This is a genomic window from Arthrobacter sp. NPDC058127, assembly GCF_042884555.1.
GTDB lineage: Bacteria > Actinomycetota > Actinomycetes > Actinomycetales > Micrococcaceae > Arthrobacter.
The window spans coordinates 1-21368 of sequence record NZ_JBHVTT010000029.1 but is presented as its reverse complement, the minus strand read 5'-3'; the positions used below and the strand labels follow the sequence as shown (position 1 = coordinate 21368).

Sequence of the window (21368 nt, the reverse complement as noted above, 5' to 3'; positions counted from 1 at the left end):
GGGGGAACCATGAGTGAATCTGACGGGATCGAAGAGGCTATCGAGGGCATGTCACGTGTCGGGCTGACTGTCGCCGGCCGACTGGGTGAGCAGATGGCCAGGGCAAGCGAGCAGGCCCTGCGCCGCGCTCAGGCGGACGAGGAACAGCAGGCCCGGGAGCTACAGGCCCGGTTCGACTCGGAGCGGGCAGCGGCCCGTGCACAGCTCGCCCCAGTGATGGACAACCGTTGGTGGAATATGGCCAGCGGCCGCGACGTCGAGAGGGTGCACGAGGCGGCCACCGCGTGGAAGAACCAGGACCCGGCGGCGCGCAGCGCGGCCGATGTGATCCGTGACCAGGTGCAACGCCGCTACGGCCTGGACGTGGACAACGTGGGTGCCGACGAGGCCTCCGTGGCTGCTGCCCTGGCGAAGGCCGAACGGGACCGCGAGCAAGCAGAGCACGAGCGTAGCGCCGGCCGTGACGAGAACGCCCATGCTGAGCAGCTGCTGGCTGAGGCTTCCCGGGAAGACCAGGACCGCGAACAGGACGTGACCGAAGAGAATCAGCGTCCCGAGGCGCTGCGCGAAGAGGCCGGCATCAAGTACGACTCGGCCGAGCGCCGGCAGGAGTTGGCGGCCAGCCTGGAAAGCGTGGCCGACAGCGAGGCCGTCCAGGCACGGCTCAGCGCCGACCAGGACCAGGGCACCCCGCCCAGCGCGGCCGTGGCCAAGGCTCCAGGGCGCAGCCCGAAGGCCCGCAAGACGCGCGGAGCCAACGGCCAGACAAAGCTCCTGCAGAAGGGCATGAGCCGCTAGTGCAGGCGATTCAGGCTTGTGTTTTCAAGATTGTCTGCGGCCCCTGATCTAATGACTAAGATCGGCCTCACTTCAAAGGTGTGGCCGATTTGTCTCGCAATGGGCGACCAGCCCCCACCCATACCAAGGTCCGTGTTGACCCCCGGTATCACCACTTTGAAGGAAATTTCATGGATGACCTACAAGACCTTGAGCTTCTCACAGTTGAGCAGCTCATCGAGATCATCCAAGAGAAGACTGGTGCGGGCGTAAATCTCTCGTTCACGGGAAAGCAGCAGGCTCGTAGGATCTCTCGTCTCGTACGTCCTCGCGTACAGCGCCGCATCGCGGGCCTTTCTCAGGGTAGTCATGAGGAACAGTCAGATAATCTGCTGCTTGAAGGAGATAACCTTCAGGCACTGGCATCCCTCTATCGGTGGCGGGGCCACGTTGACTTGATTGTCACGGATCCGCCCTACAACACGGGGAACGACTTCCGTTACAACGACAAATGGGACGACAACCCAAATGACCCAGGCCTCGGAGACTTCGTCAGCTATGAGGACCCTGCGCGCCATACCAAGTGGATGAAGTTCATGTACCCCCGCCTGCAGATGATGCATTCGATGCTTAAGCAGTCCGGCGTCTTGGCGATCTGCATCGATCACCGCGAGCTCTTCCATCTAGGGCAGATGCTGGACGAAATCTTCCAGGAGAAGAATCGACTAGCCATCATCAACTGGCAAAAGGCCTACGCCCCCAAGAGCCACGACGGCAACGTGTCCACGGCTACCGAGTACGTCCTTGTTTACGCTCGGGACGCAGAATACGTGAAGACAGGCTTGCTGGAGCGAGGAGCATCCACCGATGCGAAATATCGGAATCCCGACGCTGACCCTCAAGGCCTGTGGAGGGTAGACAACGCAACAGCCATGGGCGCGTCGACTCATGCCGGCCAGGTGTATGGAATACAGAATCCTTTTACCGGCGAAGTGCAGTATCCGCCAGAGGGCCGCTGCTGGGCTGCGAGCCGAGCGAGGATGAAGAAATGGCTGGAAGAGTGGGGTTCTAGCTACCAGACCTTGGATCTGCACGATCATGCACCTTCGCCTGCATTGGTATTAAAAGGGGCAAAGTCGGACGGAAGCGTCGATCCTGATGTGCTTGAGCGTTCCCGGATTGCTGCTGAGAAAGTGCGGGATAACGAGGTCTGGCCTGAACTGTGGTTCGGCAAAGATGGACAGGGCCGACCTAACCGTAAGAGATACCTGGAGAAGGTCAAAAAGGGCATCGTGCCTATGACCTATTGGGCAGACTCCGATTTTGACTCCATGCCTGAGGAACTGGGGTCAGTTTCTTGGGAACACGAAACCGTCGGACACAGCCAGACAGGTATCCGCGAACTCGATGCTGTCGTGGGCAGAGGGCATGGCTTTGAGACAGTCAAACCTTTGATGCTTATGCAACAAATCATCCAGCTGTGGTGTCCCCCCGATGGGCTCATCATGGACCCCTTCGCAGGATCAGGTACAACAGGCCACGCCGTGCTGGCGCTGAACGGGGTGACCGGTTCGGACCGAAGGTTCATTCTCGTGGAGCAGGGGCGCCCGCTCAAAGGGGATTCATATGCGCGCACACTTACAGCTGAACGGCTCAGGCGCGCCATTACAGGCCAGTGGGCCAACGGAAAGGGCCAGCCGCTGGGAGGCGGCTTCGCGTTCAAGACACTGACGAAGACAGTGGACGCAAAAGCGGTCCTACGCATGGAACGAGACGAAATGCTGGACACAGTCATTGCCTCGCACCATGATTCAGGTCGGCGCCGCGGATCCTCCTTGGTTCCCTATGAGGAAGCGAATTACCAGTACCTGGTCGCGCGCAACGCTGATCGGCACGGCTTCTACCTTGTGTGGGACGGGCCCGACGGCAATACAGACCTCACTGAAGAAGTTTACGAAGCTTGTGTAGCCGAGGGCAGCCGAGCAAAGTTGGAGCCCGTCTACAACGTCTACGCGCGGTACAACCTATTCGGCACTGAAGACGTTCGTTTCTATAGGATCCCTGATCAGATACTGATTGACTTCGGCCTGGACATGAGGACCGAGTCTTACACTGACCGGGGAGCAGAGTAATGATCGAGCTTTTTCAGTTCCAGAGGCGAGCGTCCACACAAATGGCCGATCGATTTCTCGAATATCAGGGAAACGAAGTGCTCAAGGGCACGAAAAACAACCCACAATCCGTGCCGTTCTTCCAGTCGTTAGCTGCTCTTACAGGGGCCGGGAAAACGGTCATCCTAGCCGACGCCGTACGCCAGATGGCCGCCCCAATGTCGGTTGCTCCTGTCATCCTATGGCTGTCCAAGGGGCGAGTCGTCGTTGAGCAGAGTTATGCGAACGTCTCAAACGGAGGAAAATACAACCACCTCCTCGGTGGCGCGACGGTGAGGTTGCTCAGCGAATACGACCCCTCGGACGTTGAAGTGGCTGACAAACCCCTGGTGTTCTTCGCCACCGTGGGAACCTTCAATCAGAAGGATATGGAAGGCGGCAACCGGAATATCTTCAAGGCCGACATCGACACGACAGGAACTTCGACCTGGGATGCGTTGGCTAAGCGTACAGATGCTGCCGGCATAAGGAGACCGCTCTTCGTCGTGTACGACGAAGCGCAAAACCTCTCAGAGCAACAGACCGACCTATTGCTGAGGCAGCAACCGGACGCCTTCCTCTTGGCCAGCGCCACTATGAGGCTTCCCCAACTTATGGTCCAGGAAATCGAGCACCTCAGACGCTCCGGCAGGTCTGATGAATGGCTCGTCACATCGGTTCAGTCCTCCACCGTCGTTTCCCAAGGACTTGTGAAGAGCACACTTTCATTGGCTGGATACAAGAGCCCAATGGAAGAAACTGTCTCCGCCATGCTGGCCGACATGAAGGAAGCAGAGCGAGATGCCGCTGAGTATGGCGTAGACACACTTCCTAAGGCAATTTACGTGTGTAAGACCAACGTCCTTGCTGACGATGCGTTCCGCAAGGACAACCCCCAGCAACCATTTGGGCAGAGGCAGGCTCCGCCGATTTTGATCTGGCGGTACCTGACCGAACAGTGCGGCGTCGACCCAAGTGACGTCGCGGTCTACTCCAACCTTGACGTCCACAAGAATTATCCCTTGCCTCCTGAGTTCATCCTTTTCGGAGGTGGGGAAAAGGACTACACCGAGTTCGCAGCGGGCGGCTACCGGCATGTCATTTTCAACCTGACATTGCAGGAAGGCTGGGATGACCCTGATGTCTATTTCGCCTACATCGACAAGTCGATGGAATCCACGGTACAGATCACACAGGTAATTGGCCGGGTCTTGCGTCAGCCCGGCGCCACTCACTACGCTCCGGAGCGGCTGAACACGGCCCACTTTTATGTGAGGGTGGACAGGAACGAAACGTTCAGCGATGTTCTGAGCGAAGTAGCGTCCCGGTTGGGCCAGGACGCGCCAGAAATTCGGCTCATCGCCGCTGCCCCCGGGTCCAGCAAGCCCAGGGAGTTGAAGCCAAAGTTCCGCAGAGAAATACCGCGAACGGCTCTTAACTCCCAAGATGCCGTGCTTCCTGTGGAAACGTTGTTGGCGGGAATGCTGGACTACAGCGACTCAATCAAGAACACAGCCGGAATCGGCAGTCGGCGGGTCGTTCAGCAAGCGGTGGGTGCCGCAGCGCAAACAGGCAACGATTGGGAGGACTATGAGGAGTCCAACAAGGTTTCGGCGCGTTGGGTGTTTCACCGCGAAGTTCTCCGGCTCTTCCCACGTGCATTGGACGTTGCCAGTACGGCCGATGAGCGTTTTGATGTGCAGATAGGGGTAGGCAGCAAAGCGTTTCAACAAGTCAAGGATCTTGCCCGACGAGTTGTTCAGGCTTATGTCGAGAATGTCTACCTGGTACAACGGAAGCCCAATCCCTTCACCGTTGGACCAATATTGGTGAGGGACGGAGAGATCGAGAGATTTACCAACGCCTTGCACATCGGCTATGAGGACCTGAATGATCTTGAGCGAGCCTACGCAAGATCGTTGGATAAGACGGGCCACACCTGGTTCCGTAACCCTCCACGGAGCGGGTATGGGATCCCTCTGGTATCCGTCGGAGACACCTCAAATTTCTACCCAGATTTCGTAGTTTGGACTGATGCAAAGGTCATTTGCGTGGACACCAAAGCGCCGCACATTCTGCAAGGGGAAGCCGGACGGAAGCTCCTCACCGTTCAGTCTCGGACGGACGGCACGGCTAGTCTTCAGATTAGTTTTGTGACCCCAGGGGAATTCAATTCAACATTTGAGAAATTGAGCAATGATGGCTGTACGCTCTGGGGCCTAAAATCAGATGGAAGAAAGCGTGCCCAACATTTCGCATCGATCGACCTAGCTGTTGCTCACCTTGTGGGTTCCTCTGTGACAAAGTGACGTAGGGACTAACTCGTGACTAGGTTGTTTTGTCCGCTGCCTTACCCAATGTCTGCATTTCGGTTATCTTCTGAATGAGTTGGTCGCCAAGGTAGTCCGTACCGTCGATGTTATCCTGGTAAATGATGTGCCGATAGCGATTCAGGTCGAAAGGGATGTCGGCGGTTGTCTGAGTTAAAAGTATAACTTTTTTCCCAAGAGTATGAGCTATTCCTAATTCATAAAATACATTCGCATTTCTTCCGGTAATATCCGCAATCACGTACTCGGACGTGTTGATCATTTCCCAGATGTCCTCCATCACATCGTGTCCGAACAAGTCATCCGCTCTGACGGCCGTGATACCCAAGTCCTCAAGTTTTGGCCGTATCACACGGCTCCAAATACGAGTGGACCAAGGTTCGGTAAATGGCATCAGAACGCAGCACTTGCCAGCCGCGATTCGCGTGTTGCGGGAGGAAAAAATAGGGTCGACGATCAATTTTCCAAAACTCCTTTGAAAGAGAAAGCGGGTTGGAGTTGCCACCATAGCGGCCCAAGATTTCAATGCTGACAGGTGATGCGTTGTCAACGGAGGGTGGCCGCCCAGCCAAAATGCAACATACCAGCCAATGGTTGTTCCATCATTTATGACCGGAACTACAAGGCACTTCGTTTTCTCCTCCCGTATCCGCGTTGACAGACTTCCGATACCAGCCAAGGGTAGTAAGTCGTCGGCCCGATCCCAAAAGAAGGGTTCAAGTTGAAGACGTGCCGGACCAAGTTCCGGCAGATTCCACTCAGGATCGCTGCATATATGAACACCCCTGATCCGTTTGGAAGTCGTTCTGTACTGAGTCTGAAAACGGACGTTATCTACTGCTATGAAAAGACCAGCTGCTGACCGAATCGCCCTACTCAGCTGGGCTGTGGCGGCACCTATTATAGAACCGAAGCGTCGATCGCTAATGGACAGAACGAACTCAATCGCCCCGTCGATTCGATCGTTTACAGCGTCTTCATACGAAGCCTGGACCCAAATTCTGAAAAGTGTCTCAATCATCTTGAGTTTGAAAGTGGAAATCTCATTGGTCGACTTCATGCGGACGTGGAGGCTTGCCAATGAACGACTGCCGGGAGGCCCTAGGATGACCTCCGATGACCAGGTTCCATCAGCCAGAAGCCATTCAGGATCTGGCCGTAACCGGGGGTACGCCTCGAGCTTTTTCGACGCGACTTGGACTTCAAATCGGTGGTTCGCAACTATCGGCAGCGACGGATCGAGGTCAACGAAAATTTTGCGAGTTTTCACCGACTGTAAAAGAATCCTAAGAATGTCATACAAGCCTGCAGCCGTTCCGCTTTGGCGATCCATGAAGTCTTTTTGCTGAAGCTGAATGAGGGCACGGTCATAGGCCTTGACGAAGGCGTCCACGCTATCATCGAAGGCCATGGGGAGACGCCAAAGTCGCTGTGCGGAGCGGCGCATCTCCAAGGGGCTGAGCCCGAGGCTCTCATCCCCGAAACTTGTTCTAACCATGTTCCCAATCCCGGCTGTCTGGTCGCGGGCGAAACCCTCTGTTGACGCCCGCAGTCCGCGACGTGGCCAAACTGAATGTGCCGTTATCGAAACACATTATTCGTCGAACAACCGCCTCGACGCGCCCGCTTGCCTGTCCTCTAGGCATCGGATCTAGAACAGGCCAGCCGGCGGCTCCTCGCAGGGCAGCGCGGCGAGCTTGGAGCGGTGGCCGTCGTCCGGGCTGCAGCCCTTGAACGGCCCATCAGCTGAGAGCAGCACGGACATGTGGTGGTCTGCGTGGTCGCGCCACCACACGCTCATGCCCGTGGTGCCGTCCAGGCGCAGAAACTCCCAGGCCCGCCAGAGCGCTTCCAGACGGCTGATTGCCTCCGCGTGCTTCCACCACTGCGGACACCAGGTCACCCCGCCCTGCACGTTGAGCTGCCGGCGGTAGGTGGTGGCCAGCTTGTCGCTGACGAATTCGGCGACGTTCGGATAGAACAGCTCAGGCGCGTCCGGTTCGTCCTCAACCGAGTCGGTGGTGTCAGCTCCCGAGTCCTCCAACTCGTCGTCCCACTCCCCCAGGCCTTCACTCATCGGAAGCACCCGCCTTGATCCACCGGTTGCCGGCAGCGGCGGACTGCCGGTTGGCCGGATCATGTGCAGCGATTGAGGCTCGCACTGCTTCTGCATGCGGGCCGCTCATCCAAGGCACCGTTTCCAGCAGTGCAGCGGGAGCGCCGGAGGCGAACATGATTGCGCGGCCCCGGGGGAATGCGGCCAGGTCCGAAACGTCCAGGGTGCGTTCCTTACGGTCATCGTCGTGGCTGTAGGAAGTGCCTTGTTTGGATCGGCTTTGGGTCGTGTTGGAGTAGCGGTACTCCCCCACCAGTTGCGCGAGCTCGTTCAGGAACTCGGCTTCGGCCACGCCGCCGCCGTAGACCTTGATGTTGGCTGCGCTCCAGAGCTTGCGCATCCCGTCACGGCCCCACACCTCCACGCCCTGGGACCAGGACTGGAGGATGGTCATCAGGACGATGCCCCGGGAACCGTAGTGGCTGTAGAGGTTCGGCAGCTCACGCCACCGGCAGACGTTCGCCGCTTCATCCAGCACACCGACCATGGGCGTGGCCAGCCGGCCGCCAGGTGAGTGAACGGCGAGCTCTTCGGCGGCCTCCACCGTGGCCACGGTCAGCGCCGTCACCAATGGGCCGGCGGTCCCCTTGCCCTCCTTGGAGAGGCTGTACAGGGTGCCCTTGGACCGGACGAACGCGGCCGGATCAAACTGTGGCCGCTCGTCGTTCTCGCCCTGCGGAGTCACCCACCGGGCCACCTGGCGGTTCGTGAGGCAGGACGCCATTTGCAGGGCGGTGCCGTACACGCCGCCGCGCTGTTTCTCGGGGGCGTTGATGACGCCACCGATTGCGTTGGAGGTCTGGGTGAAGCTGTGGGCTTTCAGAATGTCCACGGCCTCGTCGTCCGACGGCCGCGTCAGCCAGGTGTGAACCTGCGTGATCGGCCGTCCGTCGAGGGCGGCCGCGAGCAGTAGGCCGGCTAGGAGATCCTGTCCGGCAGGATCGAAGTAGGCATCTGTCTTAGAGTCCGGGCCACGGGAGCCGGCGGCGAAGTGGTCAGCCAGGCGGGCTGCCCGCACTTCGTCCGTGACGTAGGACAGGGGGTTCCACCACCAGGTGGGTTCCTCGAGGGCGACCGACTGGGGATCGAAGACCCAGACCGGTCCATCGGCGGCCCGGACGTCGCGCGTGCCGTCAACGATGTCCCGCTTGTTGGAGGTCACCAGCGCGGCTCCCGGGGCGGCGAGGATCGCCGGGATGGCCCGGGACGTCGTCTTACCTGTCCGAGGCCCCCAGACGTCGATGTGCATGTCCTCCCAGGAGCCGTACACCGTCTGCCCGCCCAGGACCGTCTTGCCTACCGGGATGCCGGGTGAGCCTTTCACGCCCAGGCGCTCGGCCGTCGCGGTCGCCCCGCGCAGGCTAAGCGCCCTCAGATCCCGGCCCTTGGCCATGTGCTGGGCGGCGACGTCCACGCGGGAGCGCTTGGAACGGCGACGCAGCACGGCGCGCACCACCAGGACCGCCAGGGCCGCGATCAAGACGCCGAAGCCGATCAGTACCCATGTGGCGGCCGCCGGCCACGTGACCTTGTGCGTGAACAGGCCGAAGACCGTTTCAAACGGGTTGGCCGGCAGCTTCTGGCCGTCGCCGGCCAGCATCGATCCAAGATGAACGGCCCCGGTCACCGAGCCGACCCCCAGCACCACGGCCGCGATGAAGATCCAGAGAAGGATCGTCTCGCCGTCGAGCCGGGACCGCTTGCCGTTGTTTGGTGCACCCATCAGTTTCCCCCTTCGTCGTGCCAGCGCTTGTTCGTGTCGTGCAGCGATTCCTCGACGCTCGTCAGCTTGAGCGCGACCGGGACGCCCGGGCGGCCGCCGACTTTGAAGAGGAACTTGCCCAGGCCGGGGCGGACGCGCTTGCGGGAGCCGCCGACGTCGGTCCATGACCCCGGATCGGCCCAGGAGATGAGGCGGGCCTGCTCGGCGCGTGAGAGCGTGACGGCCTTGTTCAGCTTCTCCATCTCGCCGCTGGGCAGCGCCCCGCAGACGACCATGCCCGAGCGTTCCACGAAGCCGCGGGCCTTCATCCGCTCGGACTCTGTGGGCAGGGCCTCCAGGTCACTCATGGTGTGCGTGATCATGGCCTGGCCAACGCCCTCGGTCCGGTTCAGACGCGTCAGCGAGTCAACGCGGTCCACCATGCCCTCCCCGGAGCGCAGCGCCCGCCACAGCTCGTCCATGACGACGAAGTAGTTACGGCGCGGCTCCAGGCCGGCGTCGGCCAGGGTGTGGGCCACCTGGACGGTGGCGAACCCGGTTGACCAGCAAGCCAGCAGCGAGGCGGCCTGGATGTCCCGCTGCGTGTCGGAGATCCCCGAGAGGTCGAACACGACCGGCTTGGTGAGATCCATTGGCTGATCGGTGGGCTTGGAGAACATGTCTGAGAAGCGGCCCGAGCCGTCGAGCGAGTACAGCGACTGCCGCAGCTGGTCCGTGGCGTCCAGGTACCGGCTCATGTCGCCACGGTCCAGGGCAATTGCCCGCAGCTCGTCGGGAGCGTCCTTGATGACCTCGATCAGATCCCCGATCAGGGGCACCCTGTCCAGGCGCTCGTCCAGGATGTGCAGCGCCCGGTCGATCAACGATTCCTCGTGCGCGCTGGGCTTGGCGTTGCGCACAATCGTGATTAGCGCCGTGATCATGTTCAGGCGCCGGTTGTGGGAGTCCGCCATGAGCTGTTCGGCCAGCTTCTCCGCCTTCACGGCTGCGGCGAGCAGCTGCGCGGCCGCTTCCTGGTCCGTGGTCCGGTTCGCCTTGGCCCGGTGTTCTTCGGCCGAGGCGAGCAGCCGGACAGCCGCGCCCGTGGCTTCGCCCGGATCCAGGACGTTGAGGTGGCCACGGCCGGGCCCCAGGCTGATGACCTGGCCGCCCAGGGCACGGATGAGGTCAACGTAATCGGGCTTCAAATCGCCCAGGATCAAAGGGTTGATCCCCCGGCCTGCGAGGCCCAGGACGATGTGCCGGACCAGCGTGGATTTGCCGTAGTGCGGCAGCCCGAGGACGAACATCGACGGGTTGTTGATCATGCCGTGCATGAACCAGCTGATGGGATCTCCGCCGAAGGGCGCTCCGGTGTCGGTGTGGACGCCGATCGGCACGCCCAGGATCGGGGTGCCGCTGCCGCCCACGAAGGGCCACAGGCCGCAGACCTGGACCGAGGTGCCGCGCCACTCGTCGGCGGCCGTGACGTAGACGGCCTCGCCCTGCCCGCGTCCGCGCCAGCCCCGAAGTCCTGGCCGGCGGACGACGGCGGCCGGCAGCATGCGGGTGCCGGCGGGCGTGCGCTTGTGCTTGGTCTTGCTGCCGAACATCACATGGCCTCGCGGATCTCTTCGGGTACCTTCAAATGCTTGGGCAACACCAGGCCAAGCGGCAGGGATGCGGCAAAAGCCGAATCCTGGGAGCCGTACGCCCGCCGCAGCAGCAGGCGGGCTGACGGGCCGAGGTTGCCCTCCACAACGGCCACAGCGTCCTCCATAGCCCGGGAGGAAAGCACCGTGGCCGTGACGACCATGCCGAAATTCACCAGGCCGGCACCTTTCGCTTCTTCCGCTGCCGTGGCAGTCGCTGCACGGGCGTCCACGAGGGCGCGCGCCGTGGGCCGGCTGGTCGATGAGGCCCGGGTGAGGGCATTGGTCTGGTCAGACTCCACAATGGCGGCCGCACGGCCCGATTCAATGGGCCGGTACAGCAGAGTGACGCGCTTGCGGTCGATCTCCCCGTGCGGGGCGACGAGACGGGCGAGCACGGACGCCAGGACATGGCCGCGCGGTGCTCCGGTCATCGTCCAGGACACCGAGTGCCCGGAATCGTGACGGTAGCCATCCCAACCGGCCTGGTGAGCCGAAGGCCCGACCTCGCCCCACGTCAGGTCAACAGGCGTGCCCTGATAGTGGGCTTCATCAATGAGACGTGCGGCGGCAGGATCGTAAGCGACCCGCACTACCTCGCACAGCTCCTGGGCGTTCAGCGGCGCACAAGCGCCGGCCCCTGTGGATTCCAGGCGCTCCGTCAGCCCTGGAAGGCGGGAGGCCAGATCGCGTGCGATCTCTTCGGCGGTGCGGCGCTTGCCGCCGGCCCTGGCGGCCGCGCTGAACGTCAGCGCCACCCAGGCGCGGATCGTGGCCGACCCCTGCGGGTACGTTTGAAGGGCCTCCCGGAGCATGGCCTTGGCAATGGCCGGGGCATCCTCGTGGATATTCGACTCGACTTCCCGGCGCAGACGTGCCCCGGAATCCGGCGCGGTCTCCACCGTGACCGACGCGGCCACGACCGCCGGTTCATTGCCCAGGGACGCCAGCCAGCCGCCCCAGTTGGCCACCCAGGCGTCGATCTGCTCGGGATCGACCAGGGACGCGCCGTCAGGCTGCGTGCCGAAGACGACCGTGTAGTGAGCGGTGGACGGAAGGTGGATCAACGCGAACGACCGGCCGTAGGAGTCCGCGAATTCGTAGAGCTTTGAGCCGGCGGAGATCCCGGGCAGCTGGTACTCGCCCCAGGGAGTCAGCCCCAGCGGGCCGGAACGGTAGATGTTCGCCTTCTTACGTCGTGCCGAGCGGAACGCCAGCCGGGCGAAAGCCCGTTCGCCTACGGACTTGTTGTGCTTGTCCGTCACCGAGACGACGGCCAGCGCCAGCCCAAGAATGAGCAGGGCGACCAGGCCGGCGATCCAGCCGCCGACGAAGAAGCAGATCACCGTGGCGATCAGGCCGATAAACAGGCCTGCCGTGGCAAGACCGCCCAGAGTGCCGATGCCAGCCTTGCGGGGCCGCCGCCAGTTGCCATAGGTAGGTTCCCGGTACGTATTTTCGATAGCAGCCATGTCAGGCACCCCCAGTTGATTCTTCACTCATGTTCTTGACCGCCCCGGCGGCCGCCTGGCCGGCCTCAACGCCCTTCTGCGCAGCGAGCAAGCCAACGCCAACCGGGCCGGCAGCCGCCGCTGCTCCGCCTGCAGCCGCACCGCCACCGGCCGTGGCCGCCGCTCCGGTTCCTGCCTGTGCACCTGTCGCGGCAGGCGCTGTTGCTGCGGATCCCTGACCGGCCGTCTTGCCTGCCGTACCGGACGTTCCCCCTGTACCCTGGCTCCCTGTCCCCGAAGGTCCCTGAGATCCAGGCGACTGATTCGATGTGCTGCTCGGTGTCGTGCTGGCCGATCCACCGCCGCCCCTGCCCGCGCTGCCCATGCTGATAGCTCCTGAAGCCAGGCCGCCGACAGCACCGGCCGCCAGTCCACCGCCACCGCCGGCGACCGCCCCGACCATGGGCGTGACGAACCGCATGAGTGCCGGCATCGCGAACAGGGCAATGACCATCAGCGCCAGTCCCGTGACCGTTGTCAGGAGTGCAGAGCCGAAGTCCTTTCCGTCACCACCGTTTCCGAAGATTTTGGTGCCGGTAAGCCGAAAGGCCGTCGCGTAGATAATGGCGGCAGCCGGCTTGTAAAGGATGAATGCAATTAGCCAGGCCGTGCACTTCTGGAACCAGCTCTTGCCAGCCTCAGTGTTGGTGAAGGCTGCGGCTGTGGGGAAGATCCCCGTTAGGACGACGAGCAGGCCGCCGCGGACGATCATGAGCACGATCTGGAGAACGGAAGCGAGAATCGCAATCAGTCCCAGGAGGATAATCATGATCGCCCCGACTGGACTGGTGGCCGAGAGCTGCAGCATGGCCGTGATGTTGTCGTTAAACGATGTCCCATTCGTGGAGTTGTTGATGATCCACGCAGAAAACTGATCAGCAGCGACAGTCAGGAGTCCGACGGCGGCCACGCCGGCACCGGAGACGACGACCAGCGTTGCGAGCGAACGCGCCAGATCCCGCAGGGGCGCGCCCCTGCGCTCAATGATCATCTTGGCTGCCCCCACGAGCACAGACAGCACGGCAAGAGCCGCTGTCCAGAAGTAGAGGCTGTTCTGCAGGAACAGCACGGGATCACTCGCGGTACTCCCGCCTGGCGCAGTCGTCAGGTTCGGAGTGCCGACGTTCACCCAGAACGTCCCGAGTGTCTTAACGGTCTGTCCCACGGCATCAGCAATCGCCTTGGCCATGTTCTTGACCGCATCGTTCGCGACATCCTCGATTGCCGCCCCCGCATGGCATAGAGGATTGAATGCGTTCCATCCTGAGCAGTCAGCCATTACACACCGGCCCACTCGATGTAGCCGCTCAGGTCCGCGATCTGCCGCGCACCGGTGTCCCCGGTGGCAGGAACGACGATCTTCCAATCCCCGCCGAACCACTGCAACGGAACTGGGATGGACACGAACGCTCCGTTTGATCCCTTGAAGGCAAGATCAATGACTGTGCGCTCCGAGGCGTAGGAGCGAACCGTGAATCCCACGAGCTGAGCAGGAACAGATTGTGGGGCGGCGCTGGGCGACGACTTCAGCACAGCGTCACGTTCCGGTCCCGGAACAGCAAGCTGTTCGTAGACTAGGTCCGCTTTGCCCGATCCCGAGAGCGCAGCCACGTTTACAGCTGCGTACAAGGCCCCCATCGGAGAATGCGCAAAGCACGACCGAAGGCCGTTCGATTCCGTCTTTCCAGGGCCGAACTGCTTGGGCGAGGTCGGTGCAGCAATCTTTCCGATCAGCTCCCACTTCGTGTCGGCCGGTGCGGTGGCCGGTTTGGCCTGGTCACCGGCCGGTAGGCCACACACGCTGGCAGCCTCCGTGGCCGAGGGCTGCATGCTGCTGGTGCTCGCTGCGGCAGTGCTTGGTTCGGGCGCCGTGGTTCCGTTGCCTTTTGGCACGAGGGCGAGGATGATGCCAAGCGCGACGATGATCGCCACGACAACGGCCGAGATGATGAACTTAGGTTTGGTCAGCGGATTCTGGTCTTCGTTCACGGTCGGTTCTGTCATGGCTCGCCCCTTCTTAGACCAAGGCACCGACGATGCCGCCAGCGGAGGCTGCGAGAATGCAGCCGCCGAGGACCCAGGCAAGGCGACCGGCATGCTCGCCGCCCTCGCCGCGACGGTTGTTGATCATCATCGTTCCCGCCGTGATCAGGATGCCTGCGACGGCCAGACCGAAGACGATCCAGGCAACCCACTTGAGGATTGTCAGAAGACCTTGGGAGCCGGGAGGCGCTGTGCCGGTTCCCGGGTTCGGGATCTCGGTAATGACGAAGCTGGACCATTCCATGGCCTTGGAGAACAGCATTGGTTTTCCTCTTTCTAGTTGGTCGGGAGTGAGGCTGTGGTGGATGCTGCGATACGCACCTGGTCAAGCACGGCGCGGGCTTCCTTTGGAAGTTCCTCGGGTGGCATGTCGTGGCCAAAGCGCCACGACTCAATCCAGGGGATGTGCCACAAGAGGGGCACTCCCCCGCCGACGACTTGCGCGAACTCGCGGATCTCCCTCGGGAGCCGACCAGGAGCGTCTGCCAGGACTACTAGGCCGACGACGCGAATTCCTGGAACAGTGCCCGAGGCCCATTCCGTGGCGGCCAGCTGCGCGGCGCGCAGGCCCGACACGTTGGACCGGGCAACGAGGACGACAGTGGATCCAGAGGCGGTCAGCGGCCAATGATGCTCAGCGGCCCTCGTGCGCTTGTCCAAGCGTGCGAGCGACGTTTCGCCCGCGCCTCCGTGGACGCCGAGCCACCAGTAGTCCGGGGTGATCCCAGAGACGTTCCATCGAGGAAGCCGGTCGGCGTGGTCGGGCTGCGGGACGCTGAGCTGAGGCCTCGTAGCCCCGGTAGGCACCAAGACGGGAGGCGCTTCGACGGCGTAAGTCGTTTCCTCCACGGTTGCAGCGCCGAAGGTCACCCACCTGTTTCTTGAGATCGACATTTAACATCCCCCTGTTATGTCCGCAATGATCGTATCCATAGCCACCGTCTCCGAAGGGCACCGAATGTATTCGATCATACGCAATAATACGCAATCATGCTGTATTATCTTCACATGTGGTGGGGAGACGCGCTGATGGACCGAAAGTACGTCGACGCTCTGTTTAGCGGATTTCCCGAGCGATTGACAGTCACACAGCTCTCTGAGGCACTGAACCAGTCAAAGCAGACGACCTACAAGTGGCTCCAGGCTGGGATCATCCCGGCCTACCAGCTGGACAAGACGTGGCTGATTTCACGCGATGAAGTCGCGGATTGGGTCTGGGAGAACCGGAACTCACTTCGTGCGGGGCGCACTCCCGAGCCACACGAAGAGTCTGAGCTGACCGACGAGCCGGGCTAAGCCCGACAAATGTGAGGGGGACACATTTTGCAGCCAAGCAAGGGCGCACCATTGCTGGTGGTGGGGGCATTTGTCGCCCCTGTCGTTTTGGTGCTCTCGATCATCCTTTTCGGTGGCGGCTCCCAAAGCGCCGCCGACATTTGCGCGCCTGCCGGCGGCAGCGTCAGCGTTGACGCCTCCAAGCTTCCCAAGGTGCCCGTGGCCGGCTACCAGGGCGAGCAGCTGAAGAACGCCGCTCTGGTCATCAACGCCGGGAAGGCGCTGGGCCTGTCCGCCAGAGGCCAGACCATCGGCGTCATGACGGCTATGGGTGAGTCCGGCCTGCACGTGTTGGACCACGGCGATGGCCCAGGCCCGGACTCCCGAGGCCTGTTCCAGCAGCGGGACAACGGCGCGTGGGGGTCCTACCCCGACCGTATGAACCCCACCATCTCCGCCACGAACTTCTTCAAGGCCTTGCAGAAGGTCATCGGCTGGGAGCAGCTCGAACCGACCATGGCCGCGCACAGGGTCCAACGCAATGCCGACCCCTACCACTACCAGACCTACTGGCCGGCGGCTGTGGAAGTCGTGGCGGCGCTGGGCGACGTCAAGACCACTGACGCCGGCGGCGAAAGCTCCTGTGGCATCCCCGGCGAATCCGGCAAGGGCGATGACCTGCCGTGGCGAACGGCCACGCTCTACGAGCCCTCTCCCCTGGGCATGTACAACCGCGAATGCGTCGACTTCGCCCTCTGGCGCGTCAATCAGCAACTGGGCAGCAATAGCGCCCCCTACAAGGAGCTCAACAGCACCTTCCGGCCTGACGGCGGCGTGCTCGGCTCAGCCCTGACCTGGAAGGACGGCTGGGACGCCAAGGGCTGGCCTACAGGCAAGACACCGCGCATCGGCGCAGTCGTCTGGTACTCGCCAGGCACGGGCGGCGCAGACGGCACCTACGGCCACGTCGGAATCGTCAAGGCCGTCAACGGCGACGGCAGCTATCTGGAAGAGGGCTACAACGGCAACCCAGCCCCGAACGACCACACCTACTACACGCGCACGGTCCAGAACGGCACTCCCAGTGCCTTCCTGTACCTGCCTGGCAGCCAGTGACCGGAGGAATTATGAAACGCACCCTGACAGCCCTTGCCGTCGTGCTCGTGTGCACGGCCTGCGCGCCCATGGCAAACACGGGAGGAGGTCCGGAAAACCAACAGGTATCTACTTCCCCGGCAGTATCTGCGCCGCCCTCGCTCAGCGCAGGTGGCAAGGCCCAGGCCCCCGGCGGCACCGCCCCTGCCACGCTGGGCATCGCCTGGGACGAGCCAAGCAAGAAAGCAGCACTGGACACCGCAACCAAGGCCATGACTCTCTACGCAAGGCCCACGGTCTCGGACAGAGTATGGATCCAGGAGTTGGGCCAGCTCCTGACGGCCCAAGCAGTTGCCGACTATCAGTACGTTGACCCGGCCAACATCCCGGTCAAGAAGATCACCGGACCAGGCCAGCTGAAGATCGATGAAAGCAACGGCTTTGGCTGCCATGTAGTCTTCCCGACCGATGCCGGCGACTACGACGTGCAGCTGCTCCGCAGCGCGGCCGACAAACCCTGGCAGGTCAACCGCTTCACACCTCCGAACGGCACCAAGTAAGGACAGATGATGGAAACCCAAGCACTCGACTTCCCCAAGATCGACGCCGTTCTCCGCGCTAACGGAACCGGTGAGGTCACGATCAACGGCACCTCGCACGCGATCCAGGCCGACGACGAGGCCGCCGTCCTCCGCGAGGCGCTGCGCCTCATAACCGACACGGCCGCCCAGCTCGGACGCCCCGTCAAGGTCAGCACCACTGACCCGGACGGCCAAGGCCTCATCGTGGTCTCCCCCGAGGGGATCGTCAGCGAAGCCTCCCAGGCCAAACCCAGCCCACGCCGCCAGAAAAACGCGGAGCCGGCCGTGTCCGACCCTGCGCCCGTCCAGGCACCCGCCGAGCCGGCGGTCGAGGAAGTTGCTGCCCCGGCCGCGCCCGTCAGGTTCGGAGCTGCAGTGTCCCGCGTCCAGGAACCAGCGTCAGCCGCCGAGGATGCCGTCCCGGAGCCTGTAACGCGCCGAAGCCTCAAGGAGACTTCGTTCCTGGTCAGCGCGCCCGTGCTGGAGCCGGCTACGCGCGGCTGGCGCGGCGTTCTGACCCGACTGGGCTTCCGCATGGAACCGTCCGCCGAAGAACTGGCTGAGCGCGAAGATATCCGCACTGTAAGCCAGCACTGGCCCGGGCCCCGCACGGTGGCCGTCGTCAACCGCAAGGGCGGGGCGAACAAGACGCCCACTGTCGTGATGCTCAGCGCGATTCTGGCCCGCTACAGCGGCGCCGCAACCGTCGCCTGGGACAACAATGAGAGCCAGGGAACCCTGGGCTGGCGGACAGAGCAGGGCAGTCATGACAACAGCGTCCTTGACCTCATCGATTCCTCGCAGACGCTACTCTCCCCCAGCACGAACGCAGCCGAGATCGCCCGGTTCGTTCATCACCAGACCTCCGATAAATTCGACGTCCTGCGCTCGGACGAGAACGACGAGGGCGACCACGAAGTGACCGCCGAGGAAGTAGACATTGCCCACCAGGTGCTCACCCGCTACTACCGGCTGATTGTCATGGATTCCGGCAACACCGCCCGCTCCGCGAACTGGCGGCAGATGATCACCCACACCAACCAGCTCGTGGTCCCCGTGACAGCCATTGAAGACCGCGCCGAGGCCGCGCGCCTAACCCTCCAGACGCTCGAATCCCGCGGCGGCCACGACGCCGATCTGGCCCGCAACGCCGTCGTCATCGTGTCCGAGTCCACTGACGCCAAACGCAGCATGAGCGGCGACGCGCTCAAGCGGGCGAAAGACGAGGCCCGCAGGATCGCTGACGGCTTCGCCCCGCACGTGCGCGCCGTCGTCCGCATCCCCTACGACCCGGCCCTGGTCAACGGGCCGATCCGCTATGACGCCCTCCAGCCGGCCACCCGGCGTGCCTGGCTTGCCGCTGCAGCCGCCGTCGCCAAGGGTTTCTAGGCGACACACCGCAGATGCTCCCGCTTAACGGAAACTGTTACCGCTTGAATGAGGCTATGGCAGCTACAGGAAATCGTGGAGGCGGACGCCGCAGCAAAGGCGAACGCCGACTTGTTGGTACCCGCATGCCCGTCGCAGACGCCGATAAGTTGGCAGCAGTCGCCGAAGCCCAGGGCATGACAGTCAGTGACTACGTCGCTCAACTCGTGACCAAACACCTTAGCCACGTCCAGCTGGACAAGATCAGCAACCAGGAGGCTTTGCCGATCCCACAAGCTTCTTAAATGGAGAAGGCCCGCCTAGGCGGGCCTTCGTATCAAGTTATTCAAGCTCTTCACCCTCATGCTTGCCGGCCGAGGTGAAGGGCTCCCGCTTCCACACCCTTTTCGAGGAGCATCCGCTTGCCCCTAAGTTTACATGCCGAACCAATTTCGGCCAGCCTTACCGCACCTGTCCGGGTGAGGCGTGTCAACCGCGCCCGCGAGACAGCCACCGATATCGTCCTTGCAGCCGTTCCGAAAGGCAGCGTTCGTGCTGCACACGGACGCCAGACCATGTCGGCTCTGCGGAGTCATGAGAAATTCGTCCTGCGCAACCGCAATGGCCAGGCCACCATCGTGGCCGTGTTGCGCGCCCTGATCGAGCGTGCCGACTACGAGAGCATGACGTCTCGCCCGGGCTGGGAGGCGCTCATCGAGGCCACAGGAACGTCCAGGACAACCGTGGCACGCGTTCTGCGCCTCCTAGCAGCCTGGGGCATTATCGGTCGCGTTGCGTCCGGCCGGCAGGCCAAATACGCAGCCGCAGGCCCGGACGGCGAACGCATTAATGAAGCAGCCGTCTACGTCCTCTGCACGCCATCACCACTGGCGCTTGTGAACAAAGTTGGCACCCCTCCCGCCCTAGGCGGTTCTCACCTTAAAGAGAAAGAGTTAACCCATACACGCGTGCGAGGAAAAAGCTCTCAAAACGACGCGGCTCCGCCACGGCTCATTCCTGCGGGCGCCGCAAGCGGCGCACCTACCGCCCAGGTGCCCTGGCGTCCAGAACTCCTGTGGCCGACACACCGGACGCCAAAACGCCATATACAGCGTGTGGCCGCCGCGTCCGAGATCCGCTACCGGAGCTTTCCCCTGCGTTGCATGACGCCCAAGGATGTCGCCAGCTCGTGCCGGGACTTCTTTCTGGCAGGCTGGACCGTCGCGGACATCCTGCACGCCCTGGATTGGAGGCCTGACGGCACGCTGTGGCCCCACAGCGGCGCACCAGACACCAAGGACGCCTGGCGGATGCGCGGCTGGCTGAGGCACCGCCTCAGCCACTGGCGCACCGAAGCCGGTGAGCCGCTGCGCTCCCGCGATCAGCAGGCAACGGCACGCGCAGCTGCTCTCCGCCGCGAGCAGGAGGCCGAGCGCCGGCGGATACTGGAGCGCCAGGCCGAACACGCGGCCCAGCTGGACGCCGGCGAATGCCCCACTAAGGTCACTGCCCTGGCGAAGATCCGCGCCATGTTCGACGCCAACAAGCGCCAGCGTTCCGCAGGCCGGCGCGCAGCCGCGCAACCGAGCCGGCAGAGTCCCCCGGATGGGTAGCCTCTCGCCCACATGTGCACAGCAAAAGCAATTTCCTTCGGGCTTTTCCTGCACACATGATGGACGACAGGAACCAGCTGACCGCCTGCACACAACCGCCAGGTCACCACACAAGAGAACCTCACCCAACGCAGCCGGCGGATGTGCACAGCCTCCGGAAATGGCCATACAATTCTAAGGAATCCCACAGCCTGCGCGGTTTTGTTCCACTTTTCATTTGGACTCCGCCGCACGTCGACGCTAACCGCTGCCGAAGCTTCTGCCGGTCATAATGGCCACGTGATCATGTTCGCGAAGGTCCTCACTAATATCCTCTTTGTTGCCGGCTTTCTCGCCATCGCCGTGCTCGCTTCTGCGATCAGTTATTACGGCAAACCGGAATTGGGCCTGAGTATCATCGTGGTTGTTTCTGCCCTGGCCTTGATGCAGGTTGTCGCTACCGGCGTCGTGAATACCCGGCACAACCGCGCGGTCAAAGCAGCGCAAGAAGCTCAGCGCGCTAACGCTTCCATTCCACCCACCACATACAGTGTGCAAGCAACCGAGTCCTTTGACTACGATGCCCAAACAGTCTGGTCGCTGATTCGTCCGGCCGAAAGCGCCGTTTTGCTCACGGACGCTCAACGGGCCTTCACCGTCCCAGGAACACCAACCGGGGTGGGTGAACAGCAATGCTTCATCGGACGCGACGGCACCGCGTCCATCATCGAAGTCATTGGTGAGGAAAGCCCGAAGTGGGCCACAACAAGGCCCCTCGCACCCGGCAAGACGAACACCCGTACCAGCTACACACTTGAACCAACGCCGACAGGATGCACCCTGACAATGGGAATGGTCATCGAACTCCAGGCTGGCGCCCACTTTGCCCAAGATCCACAGAATTGGTGGGAGTCCCATGCACGCAGCTATCTGAAACGGGTGAATGAGGTTCTCTCCGCCCGGCAGGGATGACGTTCTCCGAGACAGCGACCAAAAAACCGAGCCGCCCCGGCCCGCAAGCCCTAATAGGGGTGGATTGTGAAAAAGTGAAATATCCGACGGTAAGGCTTTCTCCCAGCTAGCCGAGCTGCCCATATTTGCCGGGACGTATCACCAACCGACTTGGACGTTACACAGCCGAGTACACGGGAAGCATTACAAAACCCGGGCCCGCGA

19 protein-coding genes are annotated in these 21368 nt (G+C 62.3%); 10 read left to right on the top strand and 9 right to left on the bottom strand.

The genetic code is table 11. From position 1 onward, the window contains the following. Positions 1 to 9: 9 nt before the first annotated feature. From ACFVTG_RS23835 to ACFVTG_RS23825, 3 genes are all read left to right on the top strand, one after another. Positions 10 to 798, top strand: coding sequence for a hypothetical protein (locus tag ACFVTG_RS23835; protein WP_390283300.1), 789 nt, complete (start codon positions 10 to 12; stop codon positions 796 to 798). Positions 799 to 968: 170 nt separating this feature from the next. Then, entirely contained in the window at positions 969 to 2909 is a 1941-nt protein-coding gene (locus ACFVTG_RS23830; protein WP_390283298.1) for a site-specific DNA-methyltransferase, read from the top strand. Beyond that, complete coding sequence (locus ACFVTG_RS23825; protein WP_390283296.1) at positions 2909 to 5236, top strand: hypothetical protein; 2328 nt, start codon at positions 2909 to 2911, stop codon at positions 5234 to 5236. The genes ACFVTG_RS23830 and ACFVTG_RS23825 overlap by 1 nt, the downstream gene beginning before the upstream one ends. Before the next feature lie 19 nt (positions 5237 to 5255). On the opposite strand, the gene ACFVTG_RS23820 is transcribed toward ACFVTG_RS23825, so the two are convergent. The 9 genes from ACFVTG_RS23820 to ACFVTG_RS23780 form a co-directional block, all read right to left on the bottom strand. Beyond that, positions 5256 to 6668: a hypothetical protein gene (locus tag ACFVTG_RS23820; RefSeq protein WP_390283294.1), complete on the bottom strand. Its 1413-nt coding sequence runs from the start codon at positions 6666 to 6668 to the stop codon at positions 5256 to 5258. Between the two features lie 240 nt (positions 6669 to 6908). Beyond that, complete coding sequence (locus tag ACFVTG_RS23815; protein WP_390283292.1) at positions 6909 to 7334, bottom strand: DUF4913 domain-containing protein; 426 nt, start codon at positions 7332 to 7334, stop codon at positions 6909 to 6911. Beyond that, positions 7327 to 9096 (bottom strand): type IV secretory system conjugative DNA transfer family protein, encoded by a 1770-nt coding sequence (locus ACFVTG_RS23810; RefSeq protein WP_390283290.1) that lies wholly within the window; start codon positions 9094 to 9096, stop codon positions 7327 to 7329. Before ACFVTG_RS23810 ends, ACFVTG_RS23815 begins: the two co-directional genes overlap by 8 nt. Next, positions 9096 to 10688 carry an ATP/GTP-binding protein gene (locus ACFVTG_RS23805; protein ID WP_390283288.1) on the bottom strand — a complete coding sequence of 531 codons (1593 nt, stop codon included), beginning with the start codon at positions 10686 to 10688 and terminating at the stop codon, positions 9096 to 9098. The genes ACFVTG_RS23810 and ACFVTG_RS23805 overlap by 1 nt, the downstream gene beginning before the upstream one ends. After that, a complete protein-coding gene (locus ACFVTG_RS23800) occupies positions 10688 to 12199 on the bottom strand; it encodes an SCO6880 family protein (RefSeq protein WP_390283286.1) in 1512 nt (503 codons plus the stop codon). Before ACFVTG_RS23800 ends, ACFVTG_RS23805 begins: the two co-directional genes overlap by 1 nt. Position 12200: 1 nt before the next feature. Then, positions 12201 to 13517 carry a hypothetical protein gene (locus ACFVTG_RS23795; RefSeq protein ID WP_390283284.1) on the bottom strand — a complete coding sequence of 439 codons (1317 nt, stop codon included), beginning with the start codon at positions 13515 to 13517 and terminating at the stop codon, positions 12201 to 12203. Further along, complete coding sequence (locus ACFVTG_RS23790; protein WP_390283283.1) at positions 13517 to 14242, bottom strand: hypothetical protein; 726 nt, start codon at positions 14240 to 14242, stop codon at positions 13517 to 13519. Before ACFVTG_RS23790 ends, ACFVTG_RS23795 begins: the two co-directional genes overlap by 1 nt. Positions 14243 to 14255: 13 nt before the next feature. Further along, on the bottom strand, positions 14256 to 14543 hold the full coding sequence (locus ACFVTG_RS23785; protein ID WP_364541627.1) for a hypothetical protein: 288 nt from the start codon (positions 14541 to 14543) through the stop codon (positions 14256 to 14258). A gap of 14 nt (positions 14544 to 14557) precedes the next feature. Next, a complete protein-coding gene (locus ACFVTG_RS23780) occupies positions 14558 to 15175 on the bottom strand; it encodes a DUF6668 family protein (RefSeq protein ID WP_390283280.1) in 618 nt (205 codons plus the stop codon). Between the two features lie 96 nt (positions 15176 to 15271). Here ACFVTG_RS23780 and ACFVTG_RS23775 point away from each other — a divergent pair, with 96 nt between their 5' ends. The 7 genes from ACFVTG_RS23775 (at position 15272) to ACFVTG_RS23745 (ending at position 21164) form a co-directional block, all read left to right on the top strand. After that, positions 15272 to 15577, top strand: a complete 306-nt coding sequence (locus ACFVTG_RS23775) for a helix-turn-helix domain-containing protein (protein ID WP_390283278.1) — start codon at positions 15272 to 15274, stop codon at positions 15575 to 15577. Positions 15578 to 15604: 27 nt separating this feature from the next. Next, positions 15605 to 16672, top strand: a complete 1068-nt coding sequence (locus ACFVTG_RS23770; RefSeq protein ID WP_390283276.1) for a CHAP domain-containing protein — start codon at positions 15605 to 15607, stop codon at positions 16670 to 16672. Between the two features lie 11 nt (positions 16673 to 16683). After that, entirely contained in the window at positions 16684 to 17211 is a 528-nt protein-coding gene (locus ACFVTG_RS23765; RefSeq protein ID WP_390283274.1) for a hypothetical protein, read from the top strand. A gap of 6 nt (positions 17212 to 17217) precedes the next feature. Continuing rightward, positions 17218 to 18621, top strand: a complete 1404-nt coding sequence (locus ACFVTG_RS23760) for a MinD/ParA family protein (protein WP_390283272.1) — start codon at positions 17218 to 17220, stop codon at positions 18619 to 18621. 56 nt (positions 18622 to 18677) lie between these two features. Then, on the top strand, positions 18678 to 18905 hold the full coding sequence (locus tag ACFVTG_RS23755) for a hypothetical protein (protein WP_390283270.1): 228 nt from the start codon (positions 18678 to 18680) through the stop codon (positions 18903 to 18905). Between the two features lie 174 nt (positions 18906 to 19079). Continuing rightward, a complete protein-coding gene (locus tag ACFVTG_RS23750) occupies positions 19080 to 20213 on the top strand; it encodes a hypothetical protein (protein ID WP_390283268.1) in 1134 nt (377 codons plus the stop codon). Positions 20214 to 20492: 279 nt separating this feature from the next. Continuing rightward, positions 20493 to 21164, top strand: coding sequence for a hypothetical protein (locus tag ACFVTG_RS23745; RefSeq protein ID WP_390283266.1), 672 nt, complete (start codon positions 20493 to 20495; stop codon positions 21162 to 21164). Positions 21165 to 21368: the final 204 nt, after the last annotated feature.